General features: G+C 69.2%; 25 protein-coding genes. 22 read left to right on the top strand and 3 right to left on the bottom strand.

All coding sequences use genetic code 11. The annotated features are described in order from the left end of the window. Positions 1–66: 66 nt before the first annotated feature. The gene (locus VGJ96_13445; protein HEY3288117.1) at positions 67–483 is read right to left on the bottom strand and encodes a S4 domain-containing protein; all 417 of its coding nucleotides are present in this window, start codon (positions 481–483) and stop codon (positions 67–69) included. A gap of 10 nt (positions 484–493) precedes the next feature. Between VGJ96_13445 and VGJ96_13440 the strand changes: the two genes are divergently transcribed. From VGJ96_13440 to VGJ96_13420, 5 genes are all read left to right on the top strand, one after another. Next, positions 494–1,006 (top strand): hypothetical protein, encoded by a 513-nt coding sequence (locus VGJ96_13440; protein HEY3288116.1) that lies wholly within the window; start codon positions 494–496, stop codon positions 1,004–1,006. A gap of 203 nt (positions 1,007–1,209) precedes the next feature. Beyond that, on the top strand, positions 1,210–1,962 hold the full coding sequence (locus tag VGJ96_13435) for a hypothetical protein (GenBank protein HEY3288115.1): 753 nt from the start codon (positions 1,210–1,212) through the stop codon (positions 1,960–1,962). A gap of 127 nt (positions 1,963–2,089) precedes the next feature. Continuing rightward, positions 2,090–4,537 (top strand): zinc-dependent metalloprotease, encoded by a 2,448-nt coding sequence (locus VGJ96_13430; protein ID HEY3288114.1) that lies wholly within the window; start codon positions 2,090–2,092, stop codon positions 4,535–4,537. A 104-nt stretch (positions 4,538–4,641) separates the two neighbouring features. Continuing rightward, on the top strand, positions 4,642–5,025 hold the full coding sequence (locus VGJ96_13425; protein HEY3288113.1) for a hypothetical protein: 384 nt from the start codon (positions 4,642–4,644) through the stop codon (positions 5,023–5,025). 45 nt (positions 5,026–5,070) lie between these two features. Continuing rightward, the gene (locus tag VGJ96_13420) at positions 5,071–5,352 is read left to right on the top strand and encodes a hypothetical protein (protein ID HEY3288112.1); all 282 of its coding nucleotides are present in this window, start codon (positions 5,071–5,073) and stop codon (positions 5,350–5,352) included. A gap of 9 nt (positions 5,353–5,361) precedes the next feature. Here VGJ96_13420 and VGJ96_13415 read toward each other — a convergent pair whose 3' ends face one another. Beyond that, entirely contained in the window at positions 5,362–7,026 is a 1,665-nt protein-coding gene (locus tag VGJ96_13415; protein HEY3288111.1) for a SulP family inorganic anion transporter, read from the bottom strand. After that, a complete protein-coding gene (arfB, locus tag VGJ96_13410; GenBank protein HEY3288110.1) occupies positions 7,026–7,460 on the bottom strand; it encodes an alternative ribosome rescue aminoacyl-tRNA hydrolase ArfB in 435 nt (144 codons plus the stop codon). Before arfB ends, VGJ96_13415 begins: the two co-directional genes overlap by 1 nt. A gap of 148 nt (positions 7,461–7,608) precedes the next feature. On the opposite strand from arfB, the gene VGJ96_13405 reads away from it, so the two are divergent. The 17 genes from VGJ96_13405 to aroC all read left to right on the top strand — a co-directional run bounded on the left by VGJ96_13405 (position 7,609) and on the right by aroC (position 25,811). After that, on the top strand, positions 7,609–9,291 hold the full coding sequence (locus VGJ96_13405) for an ATP-binding protein (GenBank protein HEY3288109.1): 1,683 nt from the start codon (positions 7,609–7,611) through the stop codon (positions 9,289–9,291). Further along, positions 9,288–10,661, top strand: a complete 1,374-nt coding sequence (locus VGJ96_13400) for a sigma-54 dependent transcriptional regulator (GenBank protein HEY3288108.1) — start codon at positions 9,288–9,290, stop codon at positions 10,659–10,661. Before VGJ96_13405 ends, VGJ96_13400 begins: the two co-directional genes overlap by 4 nt. Next, positions 10,658–12,238 (top strand): glycosyltransferase family 39 protein, encoded by a 1,581-nt coding sequence (locus tag VGJ96_13395; GenBank protein HEY3288107.1) that lies wholly within the window; start codon positions 10,658–10,660, stop codon positions 12,236–12,238. Before VGJ96_13400 ends, VGJ96_13395 begins: the two co-directional genes overlap by 4 nt. Next, positions 12,235–13,770 (top strand): hypothetical protein, encoded by a 1,536-nt coding sequence (locus VGJ96_13390; GenBank protein HEY3288106.1) that lies wholly within the window; start codon positions 12,235–12,237, stop codon positions 13,768–13,770. The genes VGJ96_13395 and VGJ96_13390 overlap by 4 nt, the downstream gene beginning before the upstream one ends. Positions 13,771–13,843: 73 nt before the next feature. Continuing rightward, positions 13,844–14,563, top strand: a complete 720-nt coding sequence (locus tag VGJ96_13385) for a glycosyltransferase family 2 protein (GenBank protein ID HEY3288105.1) — start codon at positions 13,844–13,846, stop codon at positions 14,561–14,563. Next, complete coding sequence (locus tag VGJ96_13380; GenBank protein HEY3288104.1) at positions 14,560–16,320, top strand: tetratricopeptide repeat protein; 1,761 nt, start codon at positions 14,560–14,562, stop codon at positions 16,318–16,320. Before VGJ96_13385 ends, VGJ96_13380 begins: the two co-directional genes overlap by 4 nt. Before the next feature lie 298 nt (positions 16,321–16,618). Further along, positions 16,619–16,993: a prepilin-type N-terminal cleavage/methylation domain-containing protein gene (locus VGJ96_13375; protein HEY3288103.1), complete on the top strand. Its 375-nt coding sequence runs from the start codon at positions 16,619–16,621 to the stop codon at positions 16,991–16,993. A gap of 209 nt (positions 16,994–17,202) precedes the next feature. Further along, positions 17,203–17,577, top strand: coding sequence for a prepilin-type N-terminal cleavage/methylation domain-containing protein (locus VGJ96_13370; protein HEY3288102.1), 375 nt, complete (start codon positions 17,203–17,205; stop codon positions 17,575–17,577). Positions 17,578–17,711: 134 nt separating this feature from the next. Further along, positions 17,712–18,056, top strand: a complete 345-nt coding sequence (locus VGJ96_13365; GenBank protein HEY3288101.1) for a hypothetical protein — start codon at positions 17,712–17,714, stop codon at positions 18,054–18,056. After that, positions 18,053–18,808, top strand: coding sequence for a prepilin-type N-terminal cleavage/methylation domain-containing protein (locus VGJ96_13360; GenBank protein ID HEY3288100.1), 756 nt, complete (start codon positions 18,053–18,055; stop codon positions 18,806–18,808). Before VGJ96_13365 ends, VGJ96_13360 begins: the two co-directional genes overlap by 4 nt. Continuing rightward, the gene (locus tag VGJ96_13355) at positions 18,805–19,254 is read left to right on the top strand and encodes a hypothetical protein (protein ID HEY3288099.1); all 450 of its coding nucleotides are present in this window, start codon (positions 18,805–18,807) and stop codon (positions 19,252–19,254) included. The genes VGJ96_13360 and VGJ96_13355 overlap by 4 nt, the downstream gene beginning before the upstream one ends. A gap of 280 nt (positions 19,255–19,534) precedes the next feature. After that, positions 19,535–20,578, top strand: a complete 1,044-nt coding sequence (gene pilM / locus VGJ96_13350; protein ID HEY3288098.1) for a type IV pilus assembly protein PilM — start codon at positions 19,535–19,537, stop codon at positions 20,576–20,578. A 19-nt stretch (positions 20,579–20,597) separates the two neighbouring features. After that, positions 20,598–21,350: a PilN domain-containing protein gene (locus VGJ96_13345; protein HEY3288097.1), complete on the top strand. Its 753-nt coding sequence runs from the start codon at positions 20,598–20,600 to the stop codon at positions 21,348–21,350. 3 nt (positions 21,351–21,353) lie between these two features. Next, positions 21,354–21,998, top strand: coding sequence for a type 4a pilus biogenesis protein PilO (gene pilO, locus VGJ96_13340; protein ID HEY3288096.1), 645 nt, complete (start codon positions 21,354–21,356; stop codon positions 21,996–21,998). Continuing rightward, positions 21,998–22,600: a hypothetical protein gene (locus VGJ96_13335; GenBank protein HEY3288095.1), complete on the top strand. Its 603-nt coding sequence runs from the start codon at positions 21,998–22,000 to the stop codon at positions 22,598–22,600. The genes pilO and VGJ96_13335 overlap by 1 nt, the downstream gene beginning before the upstream one ends. After that, positions 22,597–24,519, top strand: a complete 1,923-nt coding sequence (locus tag VGJ96_13330) for an AMIN domain-containing protein (GenBank protein HEY3288094.1) — start codon at positions 22,597–22,599, stop codon at positions 24,517–24,519. Before VGJ96_13335 ends, VGJ96_13330 begins: the two co-directional genes overlap by 4 nt. 98 nt (positions 24,520–24,617) lie before the next feature. After that, a complete protein-coding gene (aroC, locus tag VGJ96_13325) occupies positions 24,618–25,811 on the top strand; it encodes a chorismate synthase (GenBank protein HEY3288093.1) in 1,194 nt (397 codons plus the stop codon).

Below are 25,811 nucleotides of genomic sequence, written 5' to 3'. Positions count from 1 at the left end.
CGATGGGCTCCCGTTCAGTCCGCGAATTGTAGCGGCCCCCAGCCGGTCCGCGCAACGCGTCCGCTCCTACTCCTTGCCGCGGACCCGCCGAAGTTCCCGCCGGTCCTTCTTCGAATCGGTCCAGCCGGCCTGCGGGTTGAAGGCGCTCGCGGCCCGGAACTGCTCCGCCAGCCGCGCGCGGGCGGCCACCGACTCCGGCGTCTCCTCGTACATCAGTTGCGCCTGCTTCGCGGGCCCGCGGCGCGGCGTGAGCGCGCGCACATGTACCACGTGCTCGTACGGCCCCAGCCGAATGCGCAACTCGTCGCCAAGGTGCACGACGTGCGCGGGCTTCGTCCGCTCCCCCTTGTACATCACCTTGCCGCCCGCGATCGCGTCCACCGCGATGGCCCGCGTCTTGAAGAACCGCGCGGCCCACAGCCACTTGTCCAGCCGGACGGGCTCGGCGGCATCGTCCGTGTCGTCGTCGCGCTTCTGTGCCATATTCCAAAATATGCTGCCGCACACCTCCGCACGCCGCGCGACGGCGCTCACGGCGCTCCTCCTCCTCGCCGCCTGCGGCGAGGACCCGCGCATCGTGCGAGCCGCGAAGGCGCGGCGCGACGTGGAGGCGGTGGCGCAGGAGGTGCGCGTCGCGCCGCACACGCCTGCCACGGGACGCTGGGACAAGGTGCAGCTCACCGAGCGCCTGGTGAATGCGGGCCTCGCGCCACGGACCGACGACTCGCTGCCGTCGCATCCGAAACTGCCGGTGCCCCCCGTGGGGCTGCGTGTCGGCAAGGCGCACCTCCTCGCCTGGATCTTCGCCGACAGCCTGTCCCGCCAGAAGGTCAGCGCGACCATAGATACCCTCTCGGCGATTCCCAAGGGACAGCCGAATCCCTTCGCCGAACCGCCGATGTTCCTGGTGCAGAACAACCTGATCGCCATCCTCGTCGGCGGCAGCGACCGTCAGCGAGAGCGCGTGCGCCTGGCGATCGAGGCCGGCCTCCCGGCGCCCCGGTAGAGCGGCCGGAACCCGCGTCGGTGCGCGCGCCTATCGCCGTGCCAGTTTCCGCGCCGGACCCCGCGCGAAACTTCTGACGGCCCAACGGCCGTACAGGCGGCACGCACCGCACGGCGCGTATGGCGCCGCTCCGTGGCGCTCCACCAGATTTCACGATGGCGACCGGCCACCGACGGCCGGACCAGTCAATCTCGAGGTCCACCATGAATTTTCGCCGCACGCTTTCCGCGCTGCTCGTGACCAGCCTGATTCCCGCGGTCGCCTCCGCGCAGGCGTTGCCGGATGGCAAAACGGTCCTTGGCAAGCACATCGCCGCGATCGGCGGCCGGGATGCGATGGACAAGCACACCTCCGTGCACATCACGGGCACCTTCTCGATGGCCGCGATGGGCGTCGACGGCGCCCTGCACATGTATCGCGCCAAGCCGGCGCTCTACCTGCAGCAGATCACCCTCGGCCAGTTCGGCGAGATGACGAGCGGCTTCGACGGCACCACCGCGTGGACCATCAACCCGATGGCGGGCGCGAGCGTGATGTCAGGTGATCAGGCATCGCAGATGAAGCAGCAGGCCGATTTCTTCTCCGATTTCCCCGACCTCAGCAAGTACACGACCATCGAGACGGTTGCCGCCGAGGACTTCGAGGGACGCAAGTGCTACAAGGTGAAGCTCGTGCGGGGCGACGGCACCGGCGAGTCGATGCAGTACTTCGACGTCGAAACGGGGCTCGCGGCCGGCATGACGCGGACGATGGAGAACCCGCAGATGGGCAAGATCGACATCACCGTCGTGATGTCCGACTACAAGGATCAGGGCGGCGTGAAGCTGCCGGGCAAGATCACGCAGCGCACGCCGCAGGGTGACGTGGTGCTGACCTTCACTTCGTACGAGTGGGACGCGGTGGATGCCAAGGTCTTCGCCCTGCCGGATGCCGTGAAGTCGATGGTCAAGCCGTAAGCCGGGCGAACCCCGGGCGCGCCGAGGGCCGCCGGCAGACTGCCGGCGGCCCTTTTGCGCGCGCGACGCTTGCGGCGATTTGCCGCCGTGGCGAGGTTGAGCGCGTCCTCCGTCCACCGAGCCTCCAATGACCGCCTCCCGCCTGTCGCTCGCCGCCGTCGCGGCTGCCGCGCTCGCCGCGTCCGCCGCCCCGGCCCAGCAACCGACGCCGGTTGCCACCTCCATCGCCGCGCGCACCGCCGGCCTCGAACGACGCGACGGATTCATCCCGGTCTACCTGAACGACCGCACCGGCGCCGTCTGGCTCGAGCTCCCGGGCGATGCCACGCGTGCACTCTTCATGACGACGCTCGCCACGGGGCTCGGCTCCAATGACCTCGGCCTCGACCGCGGATCAGGCGGCGGCGTGCGCGTCGCGCGCTTCGAGCGCACGGGGGAGCGCGTGCTCCTCACTTTTGAGAACACGCAGTATCGCTCCAGCGCCGGCGCCGACCATCAGCGCACCGTCGCCGAGGGCTTTGCCAGCAGCACGGTGGCGGCACTCCCGCTGCTCGCGGAGGAGGGCGGCCGCCTGCTCGTCGATGCCACGGAGCTCGTGCTGCGCGACTGGAACGACATCGCCGCCACCCTCTCGCGGAACCGGCAGGGGAGCTATGCGGTGGCGCGCGACCGCTCACACGTCTACAAGCCGTACACGAAGGCCTTCCCCGACAACACCGAAATCGACGTCGCGCTCACACTGGCCGCGTCGGGCGAGCCGGGCGGCGCCCTGCGCCGCTTCGTCCCCGACGCGCGCGCGCTCGACTTCCGCCAGCACCTCACGCTCCTGCGGCTTCCGGACGGCGCGTTCCGGCCGCGCGAGGCCGACCCGCGCGTCGGCTATTTCGGCGTCACGTTCAAGGATTACGCGACGCCGATGCAGGGCCAGCTCGAGAAGACGTGGGCCTCGCGCCATCGGCTGGAGCGCGTGAATCCGAACGACCCGAAGAGCCCGATCAGGAATCCGATCGTCTACTACGTCGATCGCGGCATCCCCGAACCGCTGCGCACCGCCACCCTCGAGGGCGTGGCCTTCTGGACCGAGGCGTTCGACCGCGCCGGCCTCAAGGGCGGCTTCAAGGTGGAGCTCCTGCCGGAAGGCGCGGACCCGATGGACGCGCGCTACAACGTGGTGCAGTGGATCAACCGCAACGAGCGGGGCTGGTCGGTGGGCGGCGCGCTCACCGATCCGCGCACGGGCGAGATGCTGAAGGGGATGGCGCGCATGGACTCGCACCGGAACCGGACCGACTACAACATCTACGCCGCCTTCCTCGGTGCCGACGTGGCTGCCGCCGACACCGCCTTCGTGCTCTCGCGCATCCGGCAGGTGAGCGCGCACGAGGTGGGACACACCCTCGGCCTTGGCCACAACTACATCGCGAGCACCTACGAGCGCGGCTCGGTGATGGATTATCCGGCCCCGCGCATCCGCGTGCGGAACGGGCAGATCGACATCAGCGCCGCGTACGCGAAAGGCCCCGGCGCGTACGACATCTGGGCCATTCACTGGGGATACGGCGTCTTCCCGCCGGCCAGCGAAGCCGACTCGCTGAGGGCGATCGTCGCTGACGGCCTGAAGAAGGGCTACCTCTACCTGAGCGACGGCGACGCGCGCCCCGAGAACGCGGCCGATCCGCGCACCAACCTGTGGGACGACGCCGCCACCGCCGGCGAGTTCCTGCAGCACCAGATGGCGGCGCGCCGTCTCGCGATGCAGCGCTTCGGCCTGCGCAATGTTCGCGACGGCGAGCCGCTGGAGATCCTGCAGGACCGCTTCCCGCTGCTCTACTTCTTCCATCGCTTCGCGCTGAACAGCGTCACGAAGACGCTGGGCGGGCTCGAGTACGCGAATCCGGTCAAGGGCGACGGTCAGCAGGCCACCCGCATCATCACCGCGGCGCGCCAACGCGAGGCCATGCAGCAGCTGCTCGGCGCCCTCGAGCCGCAGGAACTCGCGATTCCGGACACCGTGCTGACGCTCTTCACGCCGCGGCTCGATGCCAACAGCAACGTCGAGTTGCCCGGCTCGCGCACCTATCCCGCCTTCGATGAATTCGGCGCCGCCCGCACGCTCGCCGGCATGATCGTGGACGGCATACTTCAGCGCGAACGCGCGGCGCGCATCGTGCAGTATGCGGCGCGCACGGCCGACGGATACTCGTTGCACGAGGCGATCGGTGCGCTCGTGAAGGGAACGTGGGACGCGCCCGCGCCCGCGAGCGGCAAGCTCGTGGCACTGCAGCGGGTCACGCAGCGCACCGTCGCCGATCGCCTGGTGACGCTGGCCGCCGACAAGGAGGCCGCGCCGCCGGTGCGCGCCATCGTGGAGTTCGAGCTAGGCCGCTTGCGCGAAGCGGCCGCGGCGCGCGCTGCCGCCGCGACGAACGACGGGGCCAAGGCGCACTGGCTGGCGATCGCGCAATTGATTGCCCGCTACCAGGACAAGGGTGAGGTGCCGGCGCTCACCCCCGCACTCCGGCCGCCTCCGGGCGACCCGTTCGGCGACGACTGGTCGTTGACCTTCTGGCCCTGAAACTCGCAGGTTGATGCAAGAGTAGGGAGTGGCGCGGGACGCGGTGGATGCGTCTCGCGCCATCGTCCATCGTCAAGCCGGCACGGTCGCGTCGGAGCGCCGTCATGAAATCGATCGTCTTTCTCGCCCTCCTCACCACGGCCGGCGCGCCGCTCGGCGCCCAGTACATGGAACCGCCATCGCAGCAGCTGCCGCGGTCCGTCGTCCTCGGCGGGACGCTGCACTACGGTTCGCCACAGGGAGAGTTCGCCAGCAACGTCAACGCCGCCTTCGGGGCCAACGGCTTCGTGGGCTGGCAGATCGGGCGCTCACCGCTCTTCGTGCGCGCCGATCTCGGCTATGACATCTACGGCTCGCGCACACGGCGCGTCCCGCTCGGCAGCGGGCCGCTCGGCCTGATCAACGTGGACGTCAACACCACCAACAACATCTTCACGGGCGGCGTCGGCCTTCAGGCCGGAGCGCCGAAGGGAACGGTCACCCCCTAAGTCGGCGGCAGCATCGGGTTCGCCTCCTTCGTCACCGGATCGAGCGTGTCGGGGTCGGACCAGTACCACAGCGAGGCCTTCGCCTCTTCAACCAACTATCACGACGCGACGTTCGCGAAGACGCTGTACGGGGGGCTCTACATTCCCGTCGGCTCCAACGGCCTCGCCGTGGACATAGGCGTTCGGTATCACTGGAACGGCGAGGCGCGTTACCTCACGGAGCGCGACATCACGTTTGACGCGAACAACAATCCGGTGATGATGCCGCGCTCCTCGCGGGCCGACCTGCTCACCGTGCAGGTGGGGATCGCTTACAAGCGGCGTTAGCGCGTCGCGTCAGGCCTTGGGGATGGCGTGGCCGCCGGTGGTGCGCATCGCGATCATCTCGCGCGCGCGCCGCACGGCGGCTTCGACGGTCGGCACCAGGTTGTCGTCGCCGATCTCGTCGAGCAGGTCGCTCTTGCCGAGCGCGATCATCGGCTGCGAATGCACCCCGCTCAGGATGAGCGACGTCCGGTCGTGCCGCCCCTTCTTGACGAGGTCGCGGATGACGCCCAGCCCCGTCGCGTCGAGCACGTTCACCCGCGCCACGTCGAGCACCAGCACCTTGGGCGCCCGTTCGATCTCCGCCATCGTGTCGCGGAACTTCTCGGCCGCGCCGAAGAAGAACGGTCCGTCGATCTCGTAGATCAGCACGCCGGGCGGCACGTCGAGGGCTCGCAGGGCGCGATCGGCGTCATCGTCCGTCACCGACCGCACGGTGGTGGCCTCGCCCATCTGGCGGATGAACAGGAACGACGCGAGCACCATGCCCACGCCGAGCGCCACCGTGAGGTCGACGAAGACCGTCAGGAAGAACGTGGTCAGCAGCACCGCCACGTCGCCGCGCGGCGCGTTCAGCAGGCCGCGGAAGGTCCGCCACTCGCTCATGTTGTACGCGACGACCATCAGGATGCCCGCGAGCGTCGGCATCGGGATGTAGGCCGCCCACTTCCCCGCGAAGAGCGTGATGAGCAGTAGGGTGACGGAATGCACGATCCCCGCCACCGGCGTCCGTCCGCCAGCGCGAATGTTCGTGGCGGTGCGCGCGATGGCGCCGGTCGCCGGGATGCCGCCGAAGAACGGCGTGACGACGTTCGCCACGCCTTGGGCGACGAGTTCCATGTTCGAGCGATGCCGGCTGCCGATCATGCCGTCGGCCACGACGGCGGAGAGGAGCGACTCGATGCCGCCAAGGGCGGCGATGGCGAAGGCCGCACCAACGAGCGACAGGATCGTCGACAGCGAGACCGACGGGATGTGCGGCGCGGGGAAGGACGCGTCGATGGTCCCGAACCGGCTGCCGATCGTCGCGACGTCCAGCGGCAGCAGCTGGGCGGCGGCCGTCGTGAGCACCAGCGCGATGAACGGCGACGGGATGCGCGTCGTGAACCGGTGCGCCGTCTGCACGATGGCCACGGTGACCACCGCGAGCGCCACGGCAGTGACGTTCGCCGTCGACGCATGCTCGGCGAGCGCCTCGATCTTGAGCACGAACTCCGCCGGCACCCGCTCGAGCGCCAGCCCGAAGAAATCGCGGACCTGTCCGCTGGCGATCACGACGGCGATGCCGCTCGTGAAGCCGACCGTCACCGGATGGGGGATGTACTTGATGACGCCCCCCATCTTCGCCAGGCCCAGCGCGATCAGGATCACCCCGGCCATGATCGTCGCCACCGTCAGGCCGCCGACGCCGTGCTGCTGCACGATGCCGTAGACGATGACGATGAAGGCGCCGGTGGGACCGCCGATCTGCACGCGGGAACCGCCGAACGCGGAGATCAGGAAGCCCGCGATGATGGCCGTGTAAAGCCCCGCTTGCGGGCCGACGCCGCTGGCGATGGCAAAGGCGATGGCGAGCGGCAGCGCCACGATGCCGACAATCACGCCGGCGGCGAGATCCTTGGAGAATTGCGCACGATCATAGCCGCGCAGGGTGGTGACCAGCTTCGGAAGTATCATCAGTCGTCGCCGCGGTAACGCCGGTCGCGCTTCTTCGCGCCCGCGATCCGCTTGGTGGTAAGCCGGCGTTCCACCGAGGAACGCGTCGGACGCGTCTTCTTGCGGGCGCGCTTCACGACCAGTGCGCGTCGCACGAGCGCGGCGAGGCGCTCTTCGGCCAGCTCGCGGTTCTGCCGCTGGCTCCTGGTGTCGCTCGCCACCACGCGCAGCGCGCCGCTGGCGTCGAGGCGCGTGGCGAGCGCCACCAGCACGCGCGCCTTCTGTTCGTCGCCGAGTGCGGCCGTGGTTCGGACGTTCCACGTGACCTCGATCCGCGTCGATGAGGTGTTCACGTGCTGTCCCCCCGGGCCGCCCGCTCGCGAGGCGCGCACGTCCAACTCCGTGCGCGGTATGGCCACGGTTTCATTCACGGCGAGCGGGTCGTCAGGTGCCATGACGGCGACTCAGGGCGGGAGAGAGGGGGCGGCGTCGCCCAGCCACGTAATCTAATAGTGGCGCGACCGAGACTGTTCTTGCATAATGCGTCGAGCTTCCCCATCCTGAATTTCTTGCATCCTGCAACAGTCCCCGGCCCGGAGGACGATGCGCGCGAATTTCTTCCAGACCGCTGACGACAAGGTTCGGGGACTGCTCGATCCTCGCCGGGTGGTGCGTTGGCTCTATCTGGCGCGCTTCACGCTGGCCACGTCCATCTATGTGGCAGCCATTCGGGTCTGGCAGATCACGGATCCGGAGAACACGCTCGTCGCGTCGCTGGCCTTTGCGCTGACGATGGTGGTGACGGTCCCGTCGGCCATCTGGACCGGCGTCCAGCGCAAGTCGCCGACGATCGCCTTCATGTACGGCCAGTTCGTCTTCGACGTGCTGATCGTGACGTCGGTCGTGCACGTGACTGGCGGCTTGGCCTCCGGATTTGCCGCGCTCTACATCCTCGTGAATGCCGCCGCCGCGCTGCTCCTTCCCACTCGCGGTGCGCTGCTCGTCGCCGGGCTTGGAAGCACGTTCTATGTCGCCGACGTCATCGTCGTCGGGGCAGGTCCGCTTTCGCTCGCCCTCACGCTGCAACTGGTGGTCTTCGTCACCGTGGCGTTCGGCACCAGTTCCATCGCCGCGCGGCTGCGCGAACGCGGGCAGGGGACGGAGCGGCTGGAGGCGGAACTCGCCAGTGCCCGGCTGCGCGCCGCCGACATCCTCGCAAACATCCGCTCCGGCATCCTGACCGTCGATGAGTTCGGCGCGCTCCAGTACGCCAACCCGATGGCCAACGAGCTGCTGGGACTCCCGCTCGACCTGGCCATCGGCCGTCCGGTGCTCGCCGACCTGCGCCGGGTGGCGCCGGTGGTGGGGAACGCCCTCGACCACGCGCTGCGCGACCACGTGCATCTCAGCCGGGCCGAGGGATTCCTCACGCGCGGCGGCGCGGTCTTCCCGGTGGGCGTGACGACGACCTCCGATGCGGGCGACGGACAGCACGTGCCGCGCTCGGCAACGGCCATCTTCCAGGACATCAGCGACCAGAAGCGGCTCGAACAGCTCAACCTGCGCGCGCAGCGGCTCGAGGCGGTGGCCGAATTGTCGGCCTCGCTGGCCCACGAGATCCGCAACCCGCTCGCGTCGATCCAGAGCGCGGTCGAGCAGATGTCGCGCCGGCCCGCGGCCACCGAGGACGAACGCATTCTCGGCAACCTGATCGTCCGCGAGTCCGGACGGCTCTCGCGCGTCCTGACCGAGTTCCTCGACTTCGCGCGCGTGCGCGTGACGCGCATGGAAAACGTCGACCTGGGCCAGATCGCGCGCGGTGCGGCCACGCTGGCGCTCGCCCATCCGCATCACGCCGAGAACGTCCGGCTCGACGTCGAGGTCGATGGCGACGCGCTCTCCTTCCTCGGGGATGAGGACCTCCTGCACCGCGCCATCTTCAACCTCATCCTCAACGCGCTCCAGGCGTCGCCCGCGGGCAGCACCGTGCGTGTCACGGCCCGCGCGGTGGAACGCCGCCAACTGCCGTCGGGAGTTTCGTTCGACGGCGGCGCCTTCGAAATCGCCGTCACCGACGAGGGGCCTGGGATCGCCCCCGAGATCGCCGAGCGGCTGTTCGAACCGTTCAGCACCACCAAGGTCGGCGGCACCGGCCTCGGCCTCGCCGTGACGCATCGCGCCGTCGAGGCGCACAAGGGCTACGTGCTCGTCGACACGGCCGCCGCCGGCACGCGCTTCTCGGTGCTGCTGCCGCGCACGCCCCACTCATCTGGAGATTCCGCGTGAACGCCATCGGCCGGCCCACGGTCCTCATTGTCGATGATGAGACGGGCATTTTGGAAACACTCGAGATCCTGCTGCGCAGCGAGGGCTTCGCACCGCAGGTCGCGCAAGGCGGACGCGCCGGTCTCGAGGCATTGGAGCGGGGCGCGCACGACATCGTCCTGACCGACGTGCGGATGCCGCAGGTCACCGGCGTGGAGATCCTTGCCGCCGCGCGTCGCAAGGATCCGGACGTGCCGGTCATCCTCATGACCGCGCAGGCGACGCTGCAGACGGCGGTGCAGGCCGTCAACGAGGGCGCCTTCTACTACATCCAGAAGCCGTTCCGCAACGATGAACTCATCGCCATCCTGCGGCGCGCGGCGGAGCACCGGAACCTGCGCGTCGAGAACACGACGCTGAAGAAGGAGATTCGCCGGCGCGACCGCGCCACTGAGGGCGCGCCGATCGGCGGCAGCAAGAAGTGGCTGGAAGTGATGCGCATGGCCGAGGCGGTCGCGGGGACGGAGTCGACGGTGCTGATCACCGGCGAGTCCGGCACCGGCAAGGAAGTGGTGGCCCGCTACCTGCACGACCTGTCGGCGCGGGCGGATGGGCCGTTCCTCTCCATCAACTGTGGCGCGCTCCCCGAAGGGCTGCTCGAGAGCGAACTGTTCGGTCACGTGAAGGGGTCCTTCACCGGCGCGGTGAAGGACAAGTCGGGGCTCTTCACGGCCGCCGCGGCCGGCACGTTCTTCCTCGATGAGATTGGCGAGACGACGCAGGCCACGCAGGTCAAGCTCCTGCGCGTGCTGCAGCAGCGCGAGATCATCCCGGTGGGCGCCACCGACGCCGAGCCGATCGACGTGCGCATCATCGCGGCCACCAACCGCGATCTCGAGGAGGAGATCAAGCGCGGTGCGTTCCGGCGCGATCTCTTCTACCGGCTCAACGTCATCGCCATTCACCTGCCGCCGCTGCGCGATCGGCGCGACGACATCCCGCTGCTGGCCGAGGCCTTCCTGCAGGCCGCCGCCGTCCAGCGGGGCGAGCCGCCCAAGCGTCTCAGCGAGGATGCGCTGGAGATGCTCGGCGAGTACGCGTGGCCCGGCAACGTGCGCGAACTGGAGAACGCGCTCGAACGCGCGGTGATCCTGAGCACCGGGCCGGTCATCGGGGTGATGGCGCTGCCGGAGCGGCTCGCCGAGCGCCGGGCGGAACCGCTGGTCGCGGAGCGCCCGACGCCCAATCCCACGCTCGACACGATTGAACGCGCGTACATCCTGTGGGTCCTGCAGAGCGAGCAGGGCAACAAGACGCGCGCCGCCGAGACGCTCGGCATCGATCCCTCCACGCTGCACCGCAAGCTGGCGCGCTACGGGGTGGAGACGTGACGGACACCGCGGCGCGCCGCGGCGCGCCGCAGTGGGCGTCCGTTCGTCCGCCATGGCTGGCGGCGGGAATCGCCGCGCTCGTGGTGCTCGCGTGTGCGATCGCGAACGTCACGCCCAGCCCCATCGGCGTCTTCTGGGACGACGGCGTCTACCTGCTGTCTGCCAAGGCGATCGCGGCGGGTGACGGTTATCGCTACACGTACCTGCCGGGCGCGCCGCCGGCCATTCACTACCCGCCGCTCTTCCCGCTGGTGCTCGCGGCGCTGCTCAAGGTGACGCCCGAGTTTCCCGCGAACGTCGCGATCCTGAAGCTGCTGAACCCGGTCTTCCTCGCGGCCGGGGTGTACGGCGCGGCGCGCCTCGCGACGCGGTACCTGTCAAACGGCGCCGGCCCCGCCGCGCTCGCGGTGGCCATCTGCGCGCTGACCGCGCCCGTGCTGGTGCTGTCCAATGTATTGCTGAGCGAGCCGTTCTTCCTCGCGGTCCTCGTGGGCAGCCTGTGGCTTGCCGAGGATGCCGTGGAACGCGGTGGCACGCAGCCGGCCATCCTCGCCGGCCTCGCGATCGCCGCGCTCACGCTGGTGCGCACGCTGGGCGGCGTCCTGCTCCCCGCAACGCTGCTCGCCCTCTGGTGGCGACACCGACGCCGCGAAGCTGCGGTCGTGGCCGCCTGCGCCGTCGTCGCGCTCGCGCCATGGCAATGGTGGGTATGGCAGGCGTCGCGGGGCTTTCCGGATGAGCTGCGTGGCAGCTACGGCCCGTACCTCGAGTGGGTGATTGCCGGCTACCAACGGGAGCCGGCGCTCGCCTGGGACGTCCTCGTGCGCAACGCGAGCGATCTCTGGCGCGCGTTTGGGCTGGTCTTCGCGCCCGGTCTTCCCCGCCTGGTGCAATGGCTCGCTGCCTCGACGGTCGTCCTGACGCTTGGCGCGGGGCTCGCGGCGCTGTCGCGTCGAGCGAGCGTCATCGCCGCGTTCCTGCTGGCGTACGGTGCGGTCGTCTTGCTCTGGCCGTACAATCCCGAGCGCTTCGTGTGGGCCGTCTGGCCGATGGCCGGCATCGTGCTCGTCGCGGGCGCGCGTGCCGTGGGCCACGCGTTCGCGGGGCGATGGCCGGTCGCTCCAAGGGCGGCGGTGCTCGTGGTCGCCCTGCTGCTCGTTGGACAGGGCGGTTACGCACTGCGCGGACTGGCGCGCGGATGGGCGGGAGCGCCGCAGGCGGAGATGACCCGCCGCCTCTGGCCGCTCGTCGAGTGGACCGCCACGCATGCGGCGCCAACCGACCTCGTGGCCAGCGATGGCCACGTGATGATTGCGCTTTACACCGGACGCCGAACGATGCCGGTGTCGATGCTGACTCCCGCCGAGCATGTGCGGGACAAGCCGTTGCCGCAGTACGCGCGCGAGTTCGGCGCGCTCGCGGCGCGCTTTCACCCCCACCTGCTCGTGCTGTCGCGCGGCACGGCGGAAATTGACGCCGTGCCGCTCTGGGCCGCGCGTTCCGATGCGCCGGCGGTCACCGCACTGCCGGCGGTTCCGGGCGGCGGATCGGCCTTCGCCCTGCGGGAGCGCCCATGAACGACGACCCCCTCGCCCTCGAGCGCCGCGCCGCGATGGCCACGGCGGCCATCGCCCTGCTGCTCGGCCTCTTTGCGATGAATGCGCTGCCGGTCGGCTTCTTTCAGGACGATGGCCACTACCTGATCCTCGCACGGGCCCTCGCGCACGGCGATGGCTACCGGTACATGAACCTGCCGGGGGCACCGGCCGCCGCGCATTTCCCGCCCGGATACCCCCTGCTGCTTGCACCGATCTGGTGGATGGCGCCGAGCTTCCCGGCCAATGTCGTGTACTTCAAGCTCGTCAACATCGTCCTTCTGCCAGTGGTCGCGCTCGCGATCCGCGCCCTCGGGCGTCGCTCCGGCGGGCTCGGTCCGATTGCCGCGTCGGTCGTGGCCATCGCGAGCGTCGCGAGTGTCCCGGTGCTCTTCCTCAACGGCCTGCTCTTTTCGGAGACGGCCTTCATGGCGGCGCTGTTCGGGCTGCTGCCCGTCGTTGATCGTTCGCTCGAGGCCAACGCGCGCCCTTCGCCGCGTCTGCTCCTCTCGCTGGGGCTCGCCACGGGCGCGCTCGCCCTGCTGCGCACGGTCGGCATCGCCCTGCTGCCCGCGGCACTCGTGATGCTCGGCCTCCGCCGTCGCTGGCGCGACGCGGCGCTGCTGCTCGCGGGCGCGCTCATCGTCCTCGTCCCGTGGCAGCTCTGGGCCTCCGCGCATGCACGCGCCGTTCCGGATGCCGTGGCCGGTGCCTACGGCGCGTACGGGCCCTGGCTGGGCGATGCGTGGCGCACCGGCGGCGTAGCGTTCGTGCGCGAGGTGATCGCCGTGAACCTGCGCGGCCTGCTGATCCCGCTCACGCTCTTCGGCCTGTCCGGCAGCCACTGGCTGGTGCAGGCCACTGCGATCGTCGTGCTCGTCGCGCTGGCGCGTGTTGGCGCGCGCCGCCTCTGGCCGCGCGCATCCGCGACACTGCTTCTCCTGATTCCGTACGGGGCGCTGCTCCTCGTCTGGCCGTTCCCGCCGGATCGCTTCCTCTGGCCGCTGTGGCCCATCGTCCTGATCGCCGTCGCCGCTGGGGCTGGCCACGTGAGCAGTGGCGACCGTTCCGCCTCGGTCCGCCACATCGGACGCGCCACCACCGCCGCGCTCTCGCTGCTGTTCGTTGTCTGGCACGTTCGCACCTGGCCCACGCGCATGTGGGAATCAGGCGAACAGGCCAATGCGCACATGGGCGTGTCGGCGGCCAAGGTGGCCGCGGCCCTGCCGCGCGATGGTCTCGTCGCCTCCGATCAGGACGCGATGGTGCACCTGTATGCGGGACGTCCGGCGGTTCCGCTCCTCGCCCTCACCGCCGTGCAGCACGTGCGCGAACGGACCGATGCCGAGGTGGCGGCACAGATGCAGAGTGTGCTGGATGCGTATCACCCCCGCTGGGTGCTCGTGGCGGAGCGTGAGTCGCTCCGCGCCGCCCATCAACTGGTGCAGCGCGGCCGCCTGAAGCTCGTCGCCGCCGACACGTCGGGTGTGATAGTGTATGATGTAGTCCGCTAGGACCTGTCGGCCCGCCCACCGCCTTCGACAACCCATGCCTGCCACCCCGACCCACGTTCCCTCCATTCCCCGCATGCGAGGCCGCACGCCGATCAATGAAGGCGACCTCGTCCTGTCGGTCCTCATCCCGGTCTACAACGAGCAGTCAACCATCGAGCTCATCCTCGATCAGGTGCATGCCGTCAGCGTCCGCAAGCAGGTGGTGTGCGTGGATGACTGCTCGACCGATGGCACGTGGGCGAAGCTCGGGGAGCTCAAGGAGGCGGGACGCATCGACGTGCTCCTCCGCCACGAGGTCAACCGGGGGAAAGGGGCGGCGATCCGGACGGCGCTGGCCGCGAGCACGGGCAACGTGGTCATCGTGCAGGACGCCGACCTGGAGTACGACCCGGCCGACTGGCCGACGCTGCTCGGCCCGATCGTCGACGGGCGCGCCGACGCGGTCTTCGGCTCGCGGTTCCTCAGCGGCCCGCATCGCGTGCTCTACTACTGGCATTCGGTGGGCAACTGGCTGCTCACCCTCCTCAGCAACATGGCGACGAACCTGAACCTCACCGACATGGAGACGTGCTACAAGGCGATCCGTGGCGACCTGGCGCGCTCGCTGCGCCTCACGAGCGACCGGTTCGGGTTCGAGCCCGAGGTGACGGCGCGCCTCGCGCAGGCCAACGTCCGCATCTTCGAGGTGCCGATCAGCTATTCGGGACGCACCTACGCCGAGGGCAAGAAGATCGGCTGGCGTGACGGCGTGGCGGCGTTCTGGCACATCGTGCGCTTCAACTTCTTCTCGTGACGGCACCGTCGGCGAACGCGTCCGCGAGCGGCGCGGCACGCGCCGGCGCGGGTCCCACCCGACCCGCGCCACTCCCGGATCCACGATGGGGACTGCTGGCGCTGCTGGTGGCGGTGCTCGCGCTCGCGGCCGCGGCGACGAGCCTGCGCAACGGCTTCACGTACGACGACCGTTGGATCATCGCCGAGAACGGCCGGGTGCACGCCCTCCGTCCGCTCTGGCGGTACTTCGAGGAGTCGTACTGGCCCATGCAGAACGGAGCGGGGCTCTACCGTCCCTTCGTCATCTTCGCCTACTCGCTGCAATGGGCCATCGGCGGCGGATCGCCGTTCGTCTTCCATCTCGTCAACGTGGTGCTGTCGGCCGCCGGCGCGGTGGCACTGTTCTGGACGCTCGGCTTCCTCGTCCCGACGCGCGTGGCGTGGCTCGCGGCGGCACTGTTCGCGGTGCATCCCGTGCACGTCGAGGCGGTCGCGAACGTCGTGGGCCAGGCCGAGCTCTGGGCCGCCCTGTTCATCCTCGGGGCCGTCGGCTGCTACGCGCGCGACCGCCGCACGGGACCGCTGCGACGTGAAACCGGCCTGGGAATCATCGCCCTCTTCCTCGGCGGCATCTTCACCAAGGAACACGTCATTGTCCTCCCCGCGCTGCTGATCGCGGCCGAGCTGCTGCTCTATCGCGACGCGCCTGTCATGCCGCGCCTTCGTCGATTGCGCCTGCTGCTCTGGCCGATGGTGATCATTGCGGGCGCCTTCCTCGTCGTGCGCGTGCGCGTGCTGGGCGCCATCGGGGGCGACGTGCCGCATCCGTCGCTGCTGCATCAGGGCGTGATCGAGCGCGCGTTCATCATGCTCAACGTCCTGCCCGAGTACGGGCGGCTCATGCTCGCGCCGCTGCGCCTGTACGCGGACTACTCGCCACGCCAGCTCGAGGTGCACCACACCCTCGACGCGTCGCATCTGGGCGGCATCCTCCTGTTGGTGAGCACCACGGCGCTGTTCCTCCTCACCATGCGGCGCCGGCCGGCGGTGGCCTTCGGCATCGCCTGGTTTGTGCTCCTCGTGGCCCCGGTGAGCAACGTGTTGCTTGCGACGGGCATCTTGCTGGCCGAGCGCACGCTCTATCTGCCGAGCGCGGGGGCGATGCTTGTGGTGGCCTGCGGCGTGGACGCGGTGCGTGAGCGGTTGCGCGCCCTGCGCTCGCCGCTGCGTCCGCTGGTGCCGGCGGCGTGCGTTGCGGCCCTCGTGTTCGGCGTGACGCGCAGCACGCAGCGGAATCCGTTCTGGCACGACACCGACTCGGCGTTCGAGCTGATGGCCGCCGAGTCGCCGCTCAACTTCAAGGCGCACTACGCGCTGGGTGGCCAGTATTTCCTGAAGAACAGGTACCGCGACGGCGAACGCGAGTGGCAGATGGCCATCGCACTGATGCCGGACTACCACGCGCCGTACATGGATCTTGCGCACCGGTATCGGCAGGCCCACCTCTGCGAGGCGGCCATTCCGCTGTACCGGAAGGCGCTGTCGCTCGAGCCCGAACTGGCCCTGGCGACGGTCTCGATTGCCGCCTGCCAGCTTGAACTGGCGCAGTGGCGGCGTGCCCGCACGACGTCACGCGTGGCCATCGCGGACGGGATGTACCGGCGGGCGTTTCAGTACATCATTGAGCGGGCGGACAGCGCGTTGGTTGCCAATGACAGCCTGGACCCCACCATCGGGGCCAAATGGCTGGCTCGGCGGGGCTCCGGTGCACGCTAGCTGGCTCAGGTGCAAGCGAGCTGTGCAGTTGTGTGACAACGAGACAACTGTAAAAAAACACGACGAACAGGATCTTTCATCCCTCTGGCGATCTGCGTTTTCGAGAGGCAAAGCGCGCCGAGTGCAAACGGTAACGGAATCAGTTGATGATGTGTAACTTGTTATATATCATTATCTTATGCACATAGAATCGCTCTGGCAAGGCAATTGCATTGTTACGGCACGCGAATCCGAACGTCCGTTCGATGCGCTGTTTCAGGCGCCGAACCTCACCCCACACGCGTTGGAGACCAAACGAATGCTTTCGAACAAGAAAGGCTTCACCCTGATTGAGCTCCTGATCGTCGTCGTGATCATCGGCATTCTGGCCGCCATCGCGATCCCGAAGTTTGCGAACACGAAGGAAAAGGCCTATGTGGCCTCGATGAAGTCGGACCTTCGTAACCTCGTGACGGCTCAGGAAGCGTACTTCTCGGACAACAACAGCACGTACGCGGCGTCGATCACCGCCATGGGCACGAACTACAAGGCCTCGAGCGGCGTGACGGTCACGATGGGCACGGTGACGGCGACGGGCTGGTCCGCGACGGCCGGCCATGCGTCGACGACGAAGACCTGCGCCATCTCGGTGGGCGGCACGGCGACGAACGAAGGCGAGCCGGTCTGCAACTGATTTCGCTGCAGCGAGCGTAACGTAGCTTGACCTGGCGCGCTGGGGCCTCCCGGCGCGCCGGTGTTCTTTAGGAGGGGTTACCTGTCACTCCTCCGCAGCCAGCACCGCAGCACGACAGTTGCGAAGCACCGCCGCGTGGCGTGGTGCCAGACGATGCACGGCATCGCCTGCACCCGCGCCACGCGGCGTCACTTTTTCCGGAGCTGCACATGTTGTCACATCGCAAGGGCTTCACGCTCATTGAACTCCTGATCGTGGTTGTGATCATCGGCATCCTGGCCGCGATCGCGATTCCGAAGTTCGCGAACACGAAGGAAAAGGCCTATGTGGCCTCGATGAAGTCGGACCTCCGCAATCTCGTCACCGCGCAGGAGGCATACTTCTCGGACAACAACAGCAGCTATGCCTCGTCGATCACCGCCATGGGCACCAACTACAAGGCGTCGAGCGGCGTGACGGTCACCATGGGCGCCGTGACGGCGACGGGCTGGAGCGCGACGGCCGGCCACGCGTCGACCGCACGCACGTGCGCCATCTCGGTGGGCGGCACCGCCACCAACGAAGGCGAGCCGGTCTGCAACTGACCTGATTGCGCTGTGGGGCACGATGGGCCGGGAGCGATCCCGGCCCATCGTCGTTGCGGGCCCCGCGGGCGCATTCGATGCGCGGCGTGATGGAACGGTGATGCTCCGCCGCGAAGGCACGGTACGCTGGGCGCATGACCAATCGCCGAGCCTTCTCCGTCGTTGAGCTCCTCACGGCGCTCGTGCTCCTCACCGTCGGACTCGCCGCCTACGTGCGCGCCGCCGGCGCGCTGGCGCGGCTCGAAGGGGACGCACGCCTGCGACATCGCGTGGCGGCCGCCATCATCGCGCGTCTCGATTCGCTGCAGGGCCGATCCTGCGGCGCCGCCCTGTCCGGGGTGGCGCAGGGGGACGGGATCCGGGAGCGGTGGACCGTGGCGACGGCCAATGGGCAGTTCGCGTTTCGCGACACGATCGAAGTCCCGGCGCGCCCCGCGCTCGCGCGCGGCCTGCAGGCGACCATCGGCTGCGAACCATGAGATCACGACGGGGGATGGGACTTGCGGAGCTGCTGGTCTCCCTCGCGCTGGGAGCCGTGATTTTGGCGGCCGTGACGCGCGGCCTCGTGCAGCAGGTTCGTCTGCAGCGTGACCGCACAGCGCAGGCGCGGGCCGACGAGATCGTCCGGGAGGTCCACGAGGTGCTGCGTGCCGAGGTGAACCATGCCGCGGGGACCGTCGCGGTGCTGGGCGACACCGCGCTGGACCTGGCGTCGCTGCGCCTGTTCGCCCGCGCGTGCGATCACGATGCCGCGCGCCTGATTGTGTCGGCGTCGGAGGCATGGTGGAGTCCCGCCCGGGCCGGTGATTCCCTCGCGCTGGTGGATACCAGCCTGCACGCGGAGTGGCGCGCCACGATCGCGGCCGTGGGCACCCAGCAGGCCTCGGCCTCCTGCCCGGCCGGTGGGACGCGGCTCCTGCTAGGCGCCGTGGTCCCGACGACCGTCCCGGCGCTTGCGGTTCCCGTGCGCGTCTGGCGCGTGGTCCGGTACACGCAGTACCGGGCGGGCGACGGAACCTGGTGGTTCGGGGAGCGCTCGTGCACGCCCACCTGCGGGGCGGCGCAACCCATCGCCGGGCCGCTCGCCCCGCCCGTGCAGCGCGGCCTGGAACTCCGCATCGTCCCGCGCGCCGATGGACGAACACTCGCCGTGGACGTCGCCGTTCGGACCAGCGTGGCCGGGCGGAAATCGGAGCGCGCGGCACGCCTTCCCGTGGGCCCCGCGCCGTGAGCCGCGCCCACGGGTTTGCGCTCCCCGTGGTGCTGGCCGCCCTGCTCGTCATGGCGATGTCTGTGGCCGTCAGCGCCCAGCGCGCCCTGCTGGCCACCCGCCAAGCGGCGCTGGACGTCGCGCGCGCCGAGTTGGCGGTGGCGGCGGCGAGCGGCGGCGCCGCGGCGCTGGCGTTCGCACCGGACAGCACCTGCTGCGACGGGATGATTCCGGGTGCGCTCATTGGAAGCGGGACCAGCCGCGCCGGGCGAGCGCAGGCGTCGTGGCGCCTGATCGGCGCGGCGGCGCCCTACGCCCTTGTCGAATTGGAGGCGGGGGCACCGCTGGTCCAGGGGACCGCACGTGCGTCGTATCGGCTGCTCGTGAGGTGGATTCCCGACTCGGTCGGCCGCGGTCGCTGGGCCTCCGCCACGGCGGCCGGATGGATCCGGTTGCCATCAAGGTGACGCCCGGGCTGTTACCTATATCCACCCCCGCTCGTGATAATGGGGCGGAACCCTCGCCGTACCCGACTGTCAGGTCAGGGGTTGGGGGTGATGCCGCGGATTGCTGAGTTGGCGTAACTGCAAGCCAAGCCAGCAATTTGCGCGTGTTACAACTATTGACCGCGTGCGGTAACCGTCTGCAACTTTGCGGTTCCAGCACGCGAACACGTGGTCCATCGTCGGGATGCCGCGCGGTGCGCGGTTGCCTGATCGCACTCCTCGCCTGAGGGCCGGTTCGCAGATGGCGCTCTTCGGTCGCAAGAAGACCTCAGTAGGGCTCGATGTCGGATCCGGCCTCGTCAAGGTGGCCGTGATTGACCATTCCCGCACCGAGCCTGAGCTGATGAAGGTGGCCATCACTCCCCTCCTCGCCGACGCGATCGTCGAGGGAGAGGTGATGGATCCCCAGATCGTCGCCGACGCGATTCAGGCCACGATGCAGGCGGCCGGCGTCACGGCCAAGGACGTCGTCGCCGCCGTGGGCGGCCGCGACGTCATCATCAAGAAGATCCAGATCGAACGCGTGAAGGAGCAGCAGGCGCGCGAGCTGATGCGCTGGGAGGCGGAACAGCACGTGCCGTTCGACATGGAATCGGTGGAACTGGACTTCCAGATCCTCGATCCGGCCGGCGACGGCCCCGAGATGAGCGTGCTGCTGGTGGCCGCCAAGCGCGAGCTGGTCGAGGCCAAGCTGCGGCTGCTCGCCGATGCGGGGCTCAACCCGGCGGTCGTGGACGTCGACGCCTTCGCGCTGCACAACGCGTTCGAGCTGAGCTATCCCGACGCGATGCAGGGGGTCGTCGGCCTGGTCAACATCGGGCACGAAGTCACGAACATCAACATCCTCGACGAGGGCGTGCCGATCCTCACCCGTGACCTGTCGGTCGGCACGCGCCGGTTCCGCGAGGACCTGCAGCGCGAGCGCGGACTGGGGGCGGATGAGGCGTCGCAACTCCTCGAGGGCTACGACCGCTCGCCGCACCTCGACGCGGTGCTCGAAGGGCGCGGCGAGGAAATCGCCGTCGGCATCGAGCGCGCCGCCGCCTTCCTGGCGTCGTCGTCGCGCAATGCCGCGCCGATGCGCGCGGTCTACATGTGCGGCGGCGGTTCGCGCATTCCTGGGCTCTCCGACGTGCTTGCGGCGCGCCTGCGCGTGCAAGTCGAGCACGCCAATCCTCTGGCCAACCTGCGGGTCCGCGACGGGGCCTTTGATCCCCTCGTCACGGACGAAGTAGCGCCCCTGCTGATGCTCCCTATCGGTCTGGCGCTGCGCCAGCCCGCCTGACCCGGGCCCAGAGCGCATCATGATTGAAATCAATCTCCTACCCGGCGCGCGCAAGAAGACGCGGAGCGGGGGTTCCTCGTTCAACCTCGGCAGCGTCGGCGAGGTGTTCAAGGATTTCTCGTCGCGCGTGCGCGATCCGTGGCTCATGGCCGCCATCGGCGGCGTGGCGGTGGGCCTCCTCGCCATCGGCGCCATGTGGTTCTACCAGTCCAACCGCGAGTCGTCGCTCACCGAGCGTGAGCAGAAGGCGGTGCAGGACTCCACGCGCTATGCGTCGGTCATCGCCGAACGGTCGAAGGCCGAGGCGCAGCGTGACTCGGTGCAGCGCCAGATCGCCGTCATCTCGGCGATCGACGGCACGCGCCTCATCTGGCCGCACATCCTCGACGAAATCAGCCGGGCCATGCCGCCGTACGTGTGGCTGCGCTCGGTCGTGCAGACCAGCACCGTGTCGACCGATCCGCCCGAGGTGCAGGCCGGCGTGTCGAAGGCCGCGCCCAAGAAGGGGCCCGGCGGCGCGCCGGTGCCGGCGTCGGAGGACGACAACGTGCTGCGGCTGCAGGTGGTCGGCAACACGGTCGACATCCAGGCGCTGACGCGGTTCATGAAGGCGCTCGAGGCGTCGCCGTTCCTGATGAACGTGACGCTCGTGCGCAGCGACGTGATCATGCAGCAGGGCAAGGAAGCGACCGAGTTCCGCCTCGACCTGCAGTACGAGAAGCCCGATCCCACGGTGCTGCGTACGGTGCCGTTCACCGTGTCGGTGAGGTAGCCCATGGCCGGACTCCCAACGAACCAACGCGACCAGCTGCTCTTCCTCCTCGCCTTCCTCGGCGTGATCGGGGCGGGCGCGTACTGGTATTTTGTCTTTTCGCCCAAGCAGGAGTCGCTCGCGACGATCGCCACGCACGTCGATTCGCTCGACGCGGGCAACCAGCGCGCCAAGGCGCAGCTCGCGCGCGGCTCGGTCGCGACCATTCGCGCCGAATCGCAGCGCCTCCGCGCCAACCTCGAGCTGATGCGCACGCTGGTGCCGGCGGGCAACGAAGTGCCGGCCCTGCTCGAGCAGGTCTCGACGGCGGCGCGCCGCGTCGGTCTCGAGATTGGCTACATCGAGCCGGAGCCCGTGATCCAGGGCGAGCAGTTCGACACCTATCGCTACAAGCTGCGCGCCATCGGCGACTACCACGAAATCGGCGAGCTGCTCACGAGCATCGCGTCCATGACGCGGATCGTCGCGCCGCTCGGCCTGACGCTGCAGATCTCGGGGGTTGCCGGCGGCGCCGGGGCCAAGATGCAGGCGTCGCCCGACCGCGTGCCGCTGCAGGCGAACTTCATCATCCAGGCGTACGCGGTGAAGACGTCGCTGACGGACGACAACGGCAACGGCGCTCCTCCCAAACCGGGGAGGAAGGGATGATGCGACGCGCGAGCGTGTTCCTCGCGGTGCTGGCCGGCGCGTCCATCGCGTCGGCGCAGCTGCCGCCGTCCATCAAGAAGCCCATTGAGCAGGCCCGGAAGAACGTCGCGGCGACCAACGCGCAGACGGCCGCGGCCAGCCCGGGGACGCAAGCGGCCAAGCCGGCGGCCAAGCCGGCGGCCAAGCCGGCGGTCAAGGCGCCCGCGAAGCCGACGCCCGGCTCGGTGGGGCCGGTCGCGGCCGCCAAGGACTCCAACCGCATCACTTTCGAGCGCGAGGTCTTCGCCTACGTGAGCGAAGGGCGGCGCGATCCATTCTCGTCGCCCATCGAAACCGGCGAGATCCGGCCGCTGGTCGCCGACCTCAAGCTCGTCGGCGTCATCTATGATCCGGCGGGGCGCAACTCGGTGGCGGTGATGCGGGACGTCACCACCAGTCAGCAGTATCGCGCCAAGCCCGGGCAGAAGCTCGGCCGGGCGCGGGTGTCGCAGATCCGGCCGCAGGAAGTCGTACTGACCATCGAAGAGTATGGGTTCAGCCGTCAGGAAGTCCTGAAGCTGAACACTACGCAGCAGACCCAGCAGACCAAGGGGAAGCCATGAGGCGAGTCTTCCAGCTGGCCGCGATCGCGGCCGCGCTGACCGTCGGCGCGCGAAGCGCCACCGCCGCGTCGGAGACGCCGCGTGCACCTTCGTCGGTGACGGCGCTCAGCGTCGTGCCTGCCGCCGGGCGCGCCGAAGTGGTGGTGGCCATCGAGGGAGCGGTGGACGTCGTCGACTTCACGCTCAATAACCCGCGGCGCATCGTCGTCGACTTCCGCGGCGCCACGCTGACCGCCCCCGCGCGCTTCTACGACAAGGTCTCGCGCGGCGGCATCATCAACGTCCGCGTGGCCCAGACCAAGCCGGACGTCGTGCGGCTCGTGCTCGACATCGACGGGCCACGCGACTACTCGGTGATCCGCGGCGAGCACGACGTGCGCATCGCGGTCAGCGGGCCGGACCAGTTTGCCGCGTGGCACCTGGGCGGCAACGCGGCCACGCCAGCGCCGGCCGCCGCGCCGCGCGCGGTCGAGGCCCAGCCGCAGGCCGGGCCGGTGAAGCCCGCGGCGCCCGCCGCGTCGTCGGCGTACGAGCAGCCGCGCATCACGGTGACGTACGAGAAGGACACCGAAATCCGCGACGTCATTGGATCGTTCGCGACCTTTGCCAACAAGACGATCGTCGCTGGCGCCGGCGTGGCCAACACGAAAATCGGTTTCATGGAGATCAAGGACAAGCCGTGGGATGTGGCGCTCGCCGCCATCCTCTCGTCGGCCGGCCTGACCGCCATCGAAGACACGTCGGGCATCATCACGGTCGACAGCTACAAGAACATTTCCGACCGTCAGGGGCAGGAACCGCTGGTCAGCCAGATCGTCCAGGTGAACTATGCCAAGGCGGGAACGCTGGCCACGACCATCATGGGCCTGCTGAATGCAGGGTGCAGCAAGGGCGGCGCGCCGGCGCCGGCGCCGGCCGCGGCGGGTGCCGATGCCGCGGCGGCGGGTGCCGCCGGTGCCGCTCCGGGCGCGACGTCCATCTCCACCGCTGGCTGCGGCCGCGGTTCGGTGACCACCGACGAGAAGACCAACTCGCTGATCATCACCGAGACCCAGGCGCGCCTCAGTGACGTCATGGGCTTCATCAAGGACCTCGATGTCCGCACGCCGCTCGTCGCCATCAAGGCGAAGATCATCGCGGTGGACCGCACGGGGACGGAGAAGCTCGGCATCAGCTACGACCTCGGCACGAGCACCACGTTCCAGAACAAGCTCGTTCCGCGCATCGTGAACAACACCGTGGTCCCCGGCGACTTCCGCGTGGACCTCACCGGTGACGCGTTCACCGGCATCGCCAACGCCGGGCGCCAGTACAAGACCGACGCCGCCGTCAGCCTCATCTACAACATGGCGATCGGCGGGTTCAACCTGACGTCCTTCCTCGACGCACTGTCGCAGGAGCAGCTCTCCGACATCCAGGCGGAGCCGAGCATCACGACCCTCGACAACACCGAGGCGACGCTCTTCTCCGGCTCGACCCTGTCGTACCTGCTCACGCCGCCGGTGCCGGCCGGACAGATCAACTCGGTGGCGCCGCAGATCCAGACGAAGGAGATCGGCATCACCCTGACGGTGACGCCGCGCGTCACCGCCAACCGCCAGCTCAACCTGATCGTGACGGCGTCGCAGGAGCAGCTTGTCCAGATCACGTCGGCGGGGCCAAACACGAACAAGCGCAACTCGAAGAATGAGGTGCTCGTCGGCGACGGCGAGACCGCGGTGATCGGTGGCCTGACCCAGACGTCGGTCTCCAAGAACCGCACCGGCATTCCGATCCTCAGCTCGCTCCCGCTGATCGGCCGGCTGTTCAGCGAGACTGACACGGTCGAGCGCAAGCAGGACCTCATCATCCTGATCACGCCGCACATCCTCGATGACGGCGAGATCGTCCGGCCCCAACGGGACACCAGGAAGCCGTAACGGGATCGGGTCTGGGTTGTTAGTTTGAGCGGGGGCGGCCGGTGGCCGCCCCCGCTCTGCCATCGGCCATCCGCCATCCGCCATCCGCCATCCCTACCGTGACAATCCGCTTCACCACAGCCGGCGAATCCCACGGCCCCGCGCTGGTCTCGATTGTTGAAGGCGTTCCCGCCGGCCTCTCCCTCCTCGCCGAGCAGGTCAACATCGATCTTGCGCGACGGCAGCAAGGCTACGGCCGCGGGCGCCGCATGCAGATCGAGCGCGACGAGGTCGAATTCCTCTCGGGCGTGCGGGCCGGTGAAACGCTGGGTTCACCCGTCGCCATGCTCATTCGCAATCGCGACTGGAAGAACTGGCAGGAGATCATGGACCCGGCGCCGCGTGACGAGGACTCGGCCGGCGCGCGCAAGCGCGCCGTGCACCGCCCGCGCCCCGGGCACGCCGACCTGTCCGGCCTGCTGAAGTACGACCGCGACGACGCGCGTGACATCCTGGAGCGCGCGTCCGCGCGCGAGACGACCGCGCGCGTCGCCGCGGGCGCCATCGCGCGCCGCCTGCTCGCCGAATGCGACGTCACCGTCGGCTCGCACCTGGTGCATCTCGGCGGCATCGATGCCCAGCGCCCCGACGTTCTCCCCGTCGACCTGAACGCCGCCGCCGATGCCTCGCCCCTGCGCACGCTCGACCCGCAGGCCGAGCAGCAGATGATTGCGCGCATCGATGCGGCCAAGAAGGACGGGAACACCCTGGGCGGCATCTGCGAAGTGGTGGTGGACGGGCTCCCGGTGGGGCTAGGGTCGCACGTGAGCTGGGATCGGCGCCTCGACGGCCGGTTGGGGCAGGCCATGCTTTCGATCCCCGCGGTGAAGGGCGTGGAGCTCGGGCTGGGCTTCGAAACGGCGCGTCGTACCGGCGCCGAGGTGCACGACGAGATCGAGATGGCCCCGGGGCGCACGCGCAGCGGCAACGTGCGGCGCAAGACCAACCGGGCCGGCGGCACCGAGGGCGGCATGACGACTGGCGAACCCCTCGTCATTCGGGTCGCCATGAAGCCGATCAGCACGCTGATGCGTCCCCTCGGCACGGTCGACACGACGACGGGCGCGAGCGCCGAGGCGGTGGCCGAGCGCAGCGACGTCACGGCCGTCCCGGCGATGGGCGTGATTGCCGAGGCGATGGCCGCGCTTGTGCTCGCGGACGCGATGGTCGAGAAGTTCGGCGGCGACTCGATGGCCGAATTGCGGCGCAATCTCGAGACGTACCTGGCGCACGTGGCAAGCCGGCTGGGCTGA

It is taken from the genome of Gemmatimonadaceae bacterium, assembly GCA_036504815.1.
In the GTDB taxonomy this organism is placed as follows: domain Bacteria; phylum Gemmatimonadota; class Gemmatimonadetes; order Gemmatimonadales; family Gemmatimonadaceae; genus PNKL01.
The sequence above is the reverse complement of the archived record's forward strand: the minus strand, read 5'-3'. Positions and strand labels throughout refer to the sequence as shown.

What these genes read in the sequence shown, in the direction of transcription:
- VGJ96_13445 (HEY3288117.1), bottom strand. Translation starts at nt 483, where the DNA reads ATGGCACAGAAGCGCGACGACGACACGGACGATGCCGCCGAGCCCGTC.
- VGJ96_13440 (HEY3288116.1), top strand. Translation starts at nt 494, where the DNA reads ATGCTGCCGCACACCTCCGCACGCCGCGCGACGGCGCTCACGGCGCTC.
- VGJ96_13435 (HEY3288115.1), top strand. Translation starts at nt 1,210, where the DNA reads ATGAATTTTCGCCGCACGCTTTCCGCGCTGCTCGTGACCAGCCTGATT.
- VGJ96_13430 (HEY3288114.1), top strand. Translation starts at nt 2,090, where the DNA reads ATGACCGCCTCCCGCCTGTCGCTCGCCGCCGTCGCGGCTGCCGCGCTC.
- VGJ96_13425 (HEY3288113.1), top strand. Translation starts at nt 4,642, where the DNA reads ATGAAATCGATCGTCTTTCTCGCCCTCCTCACCACGGCCGGCGCGCCG.
- VGJ96_13415 (HEY3288111.1), bottom strand. Translation starts at nt 7,026, where the DNA reads ATGATACTTCCGAAGCTGGTCACCACCCTGCGCGGCTATGATCGTGCG.
- arfB (HEY3288110.1), bottom strand. Translation starts at nt 7,460, where the DNA reads ATGGCACCTGACGACCCGCTCGCCGTGAATGAAACCGTGGCCATACCG.
- VGJ96_13405 (HEY3288109.1), top strand. Translation starts at nt 7,609, where the DNA reads ATGCGCGCGAATTTCTTCCAGACCGCTGACGACAAGGTTCGGGGACTG.
- VGJ96_13390 (HEY3288106.1), top strand. Translation starts at nt 12,235, where the DNA reads ATGAACGACGACCCCCTCGCCCTCGAGCGCCGCGCCGCGATGGCCACG.
- VGJ96_13385 (HEY3288105.1), top strand. Translation starts at nt 13,844, where the DNA reads ATGCGAGGCCGCACGCCGATCAATGAAGGCGACCTCGTCCTGTCGGTC.
- VGJ96_13375 (HEY3288103.1), top strand. Translation starts at nt 16,619, where the DNA reads ATGCTTTCGAACAAGAAAGGCTTCACCCTGATTGAGCTCCTGATCGTC.
- VGJ96_13370 (HEY3288102.1), top strand. Translation starts at nt 17,203, where the DNA reads ATGTTGTCACATCGCAAGGGCTTCACGCTCATTGAACTCCTGATCGTG.
- VGJ96_13365 (HEY3288101.1), top strand. Translation starts at nt 17,712, where the DNA reads ATGACCAATCGCCGAGCCTTCTCCGTCGTTGAGCTCCTCACGGCGCTC.
- VGJ96_13360 (HEY3288100.1), top strand. Translation starts at nt 18,053, where the DNA reads ATGAGATCACGACGGGGGATGGGACTTGCGGAGCTGCTGGTCTCCCTC.
- pilM (HEY3288098.1), top strand. Translation starts at nt 19,535, where the DNA reads ATGGCGCTCTTCGGTCGCAAGAAGACCTCAGTAGGGCTCGATGTCGGA.
- VGJ96_13345 (HEY3288097.1), top strand. Translation starts at nt 20,598, where the DNA reads ATGATTGAAATCAATCTCCTACCCGGCGCGCGCAAGAAGACGCGGAGC.
- pilO (HEY3288096.1), top strand. Translation starts at nt 21,354, where the DNA reads ATGGCCGGACTCCCAACGAACCAACGCGACCAGCTGCTCTTCCTCCTC.
- VGJ96_13335 (HEY3288095.1), top strand. Translation starts at nt 21,998, where the DNA reads ATGCGACGCGCGAGCGTGTTCCTCGCGGTGCTGGCCGGCGCGTCCATC.
- VGJ96_13330 (HEY3288094.1), top strand. Translation starts at nt 22,597, where the DNA reads ATGAGGCGAGTCTTCCAGCTGGCCGCGATCGCGGCCGCGCTGACCGTC.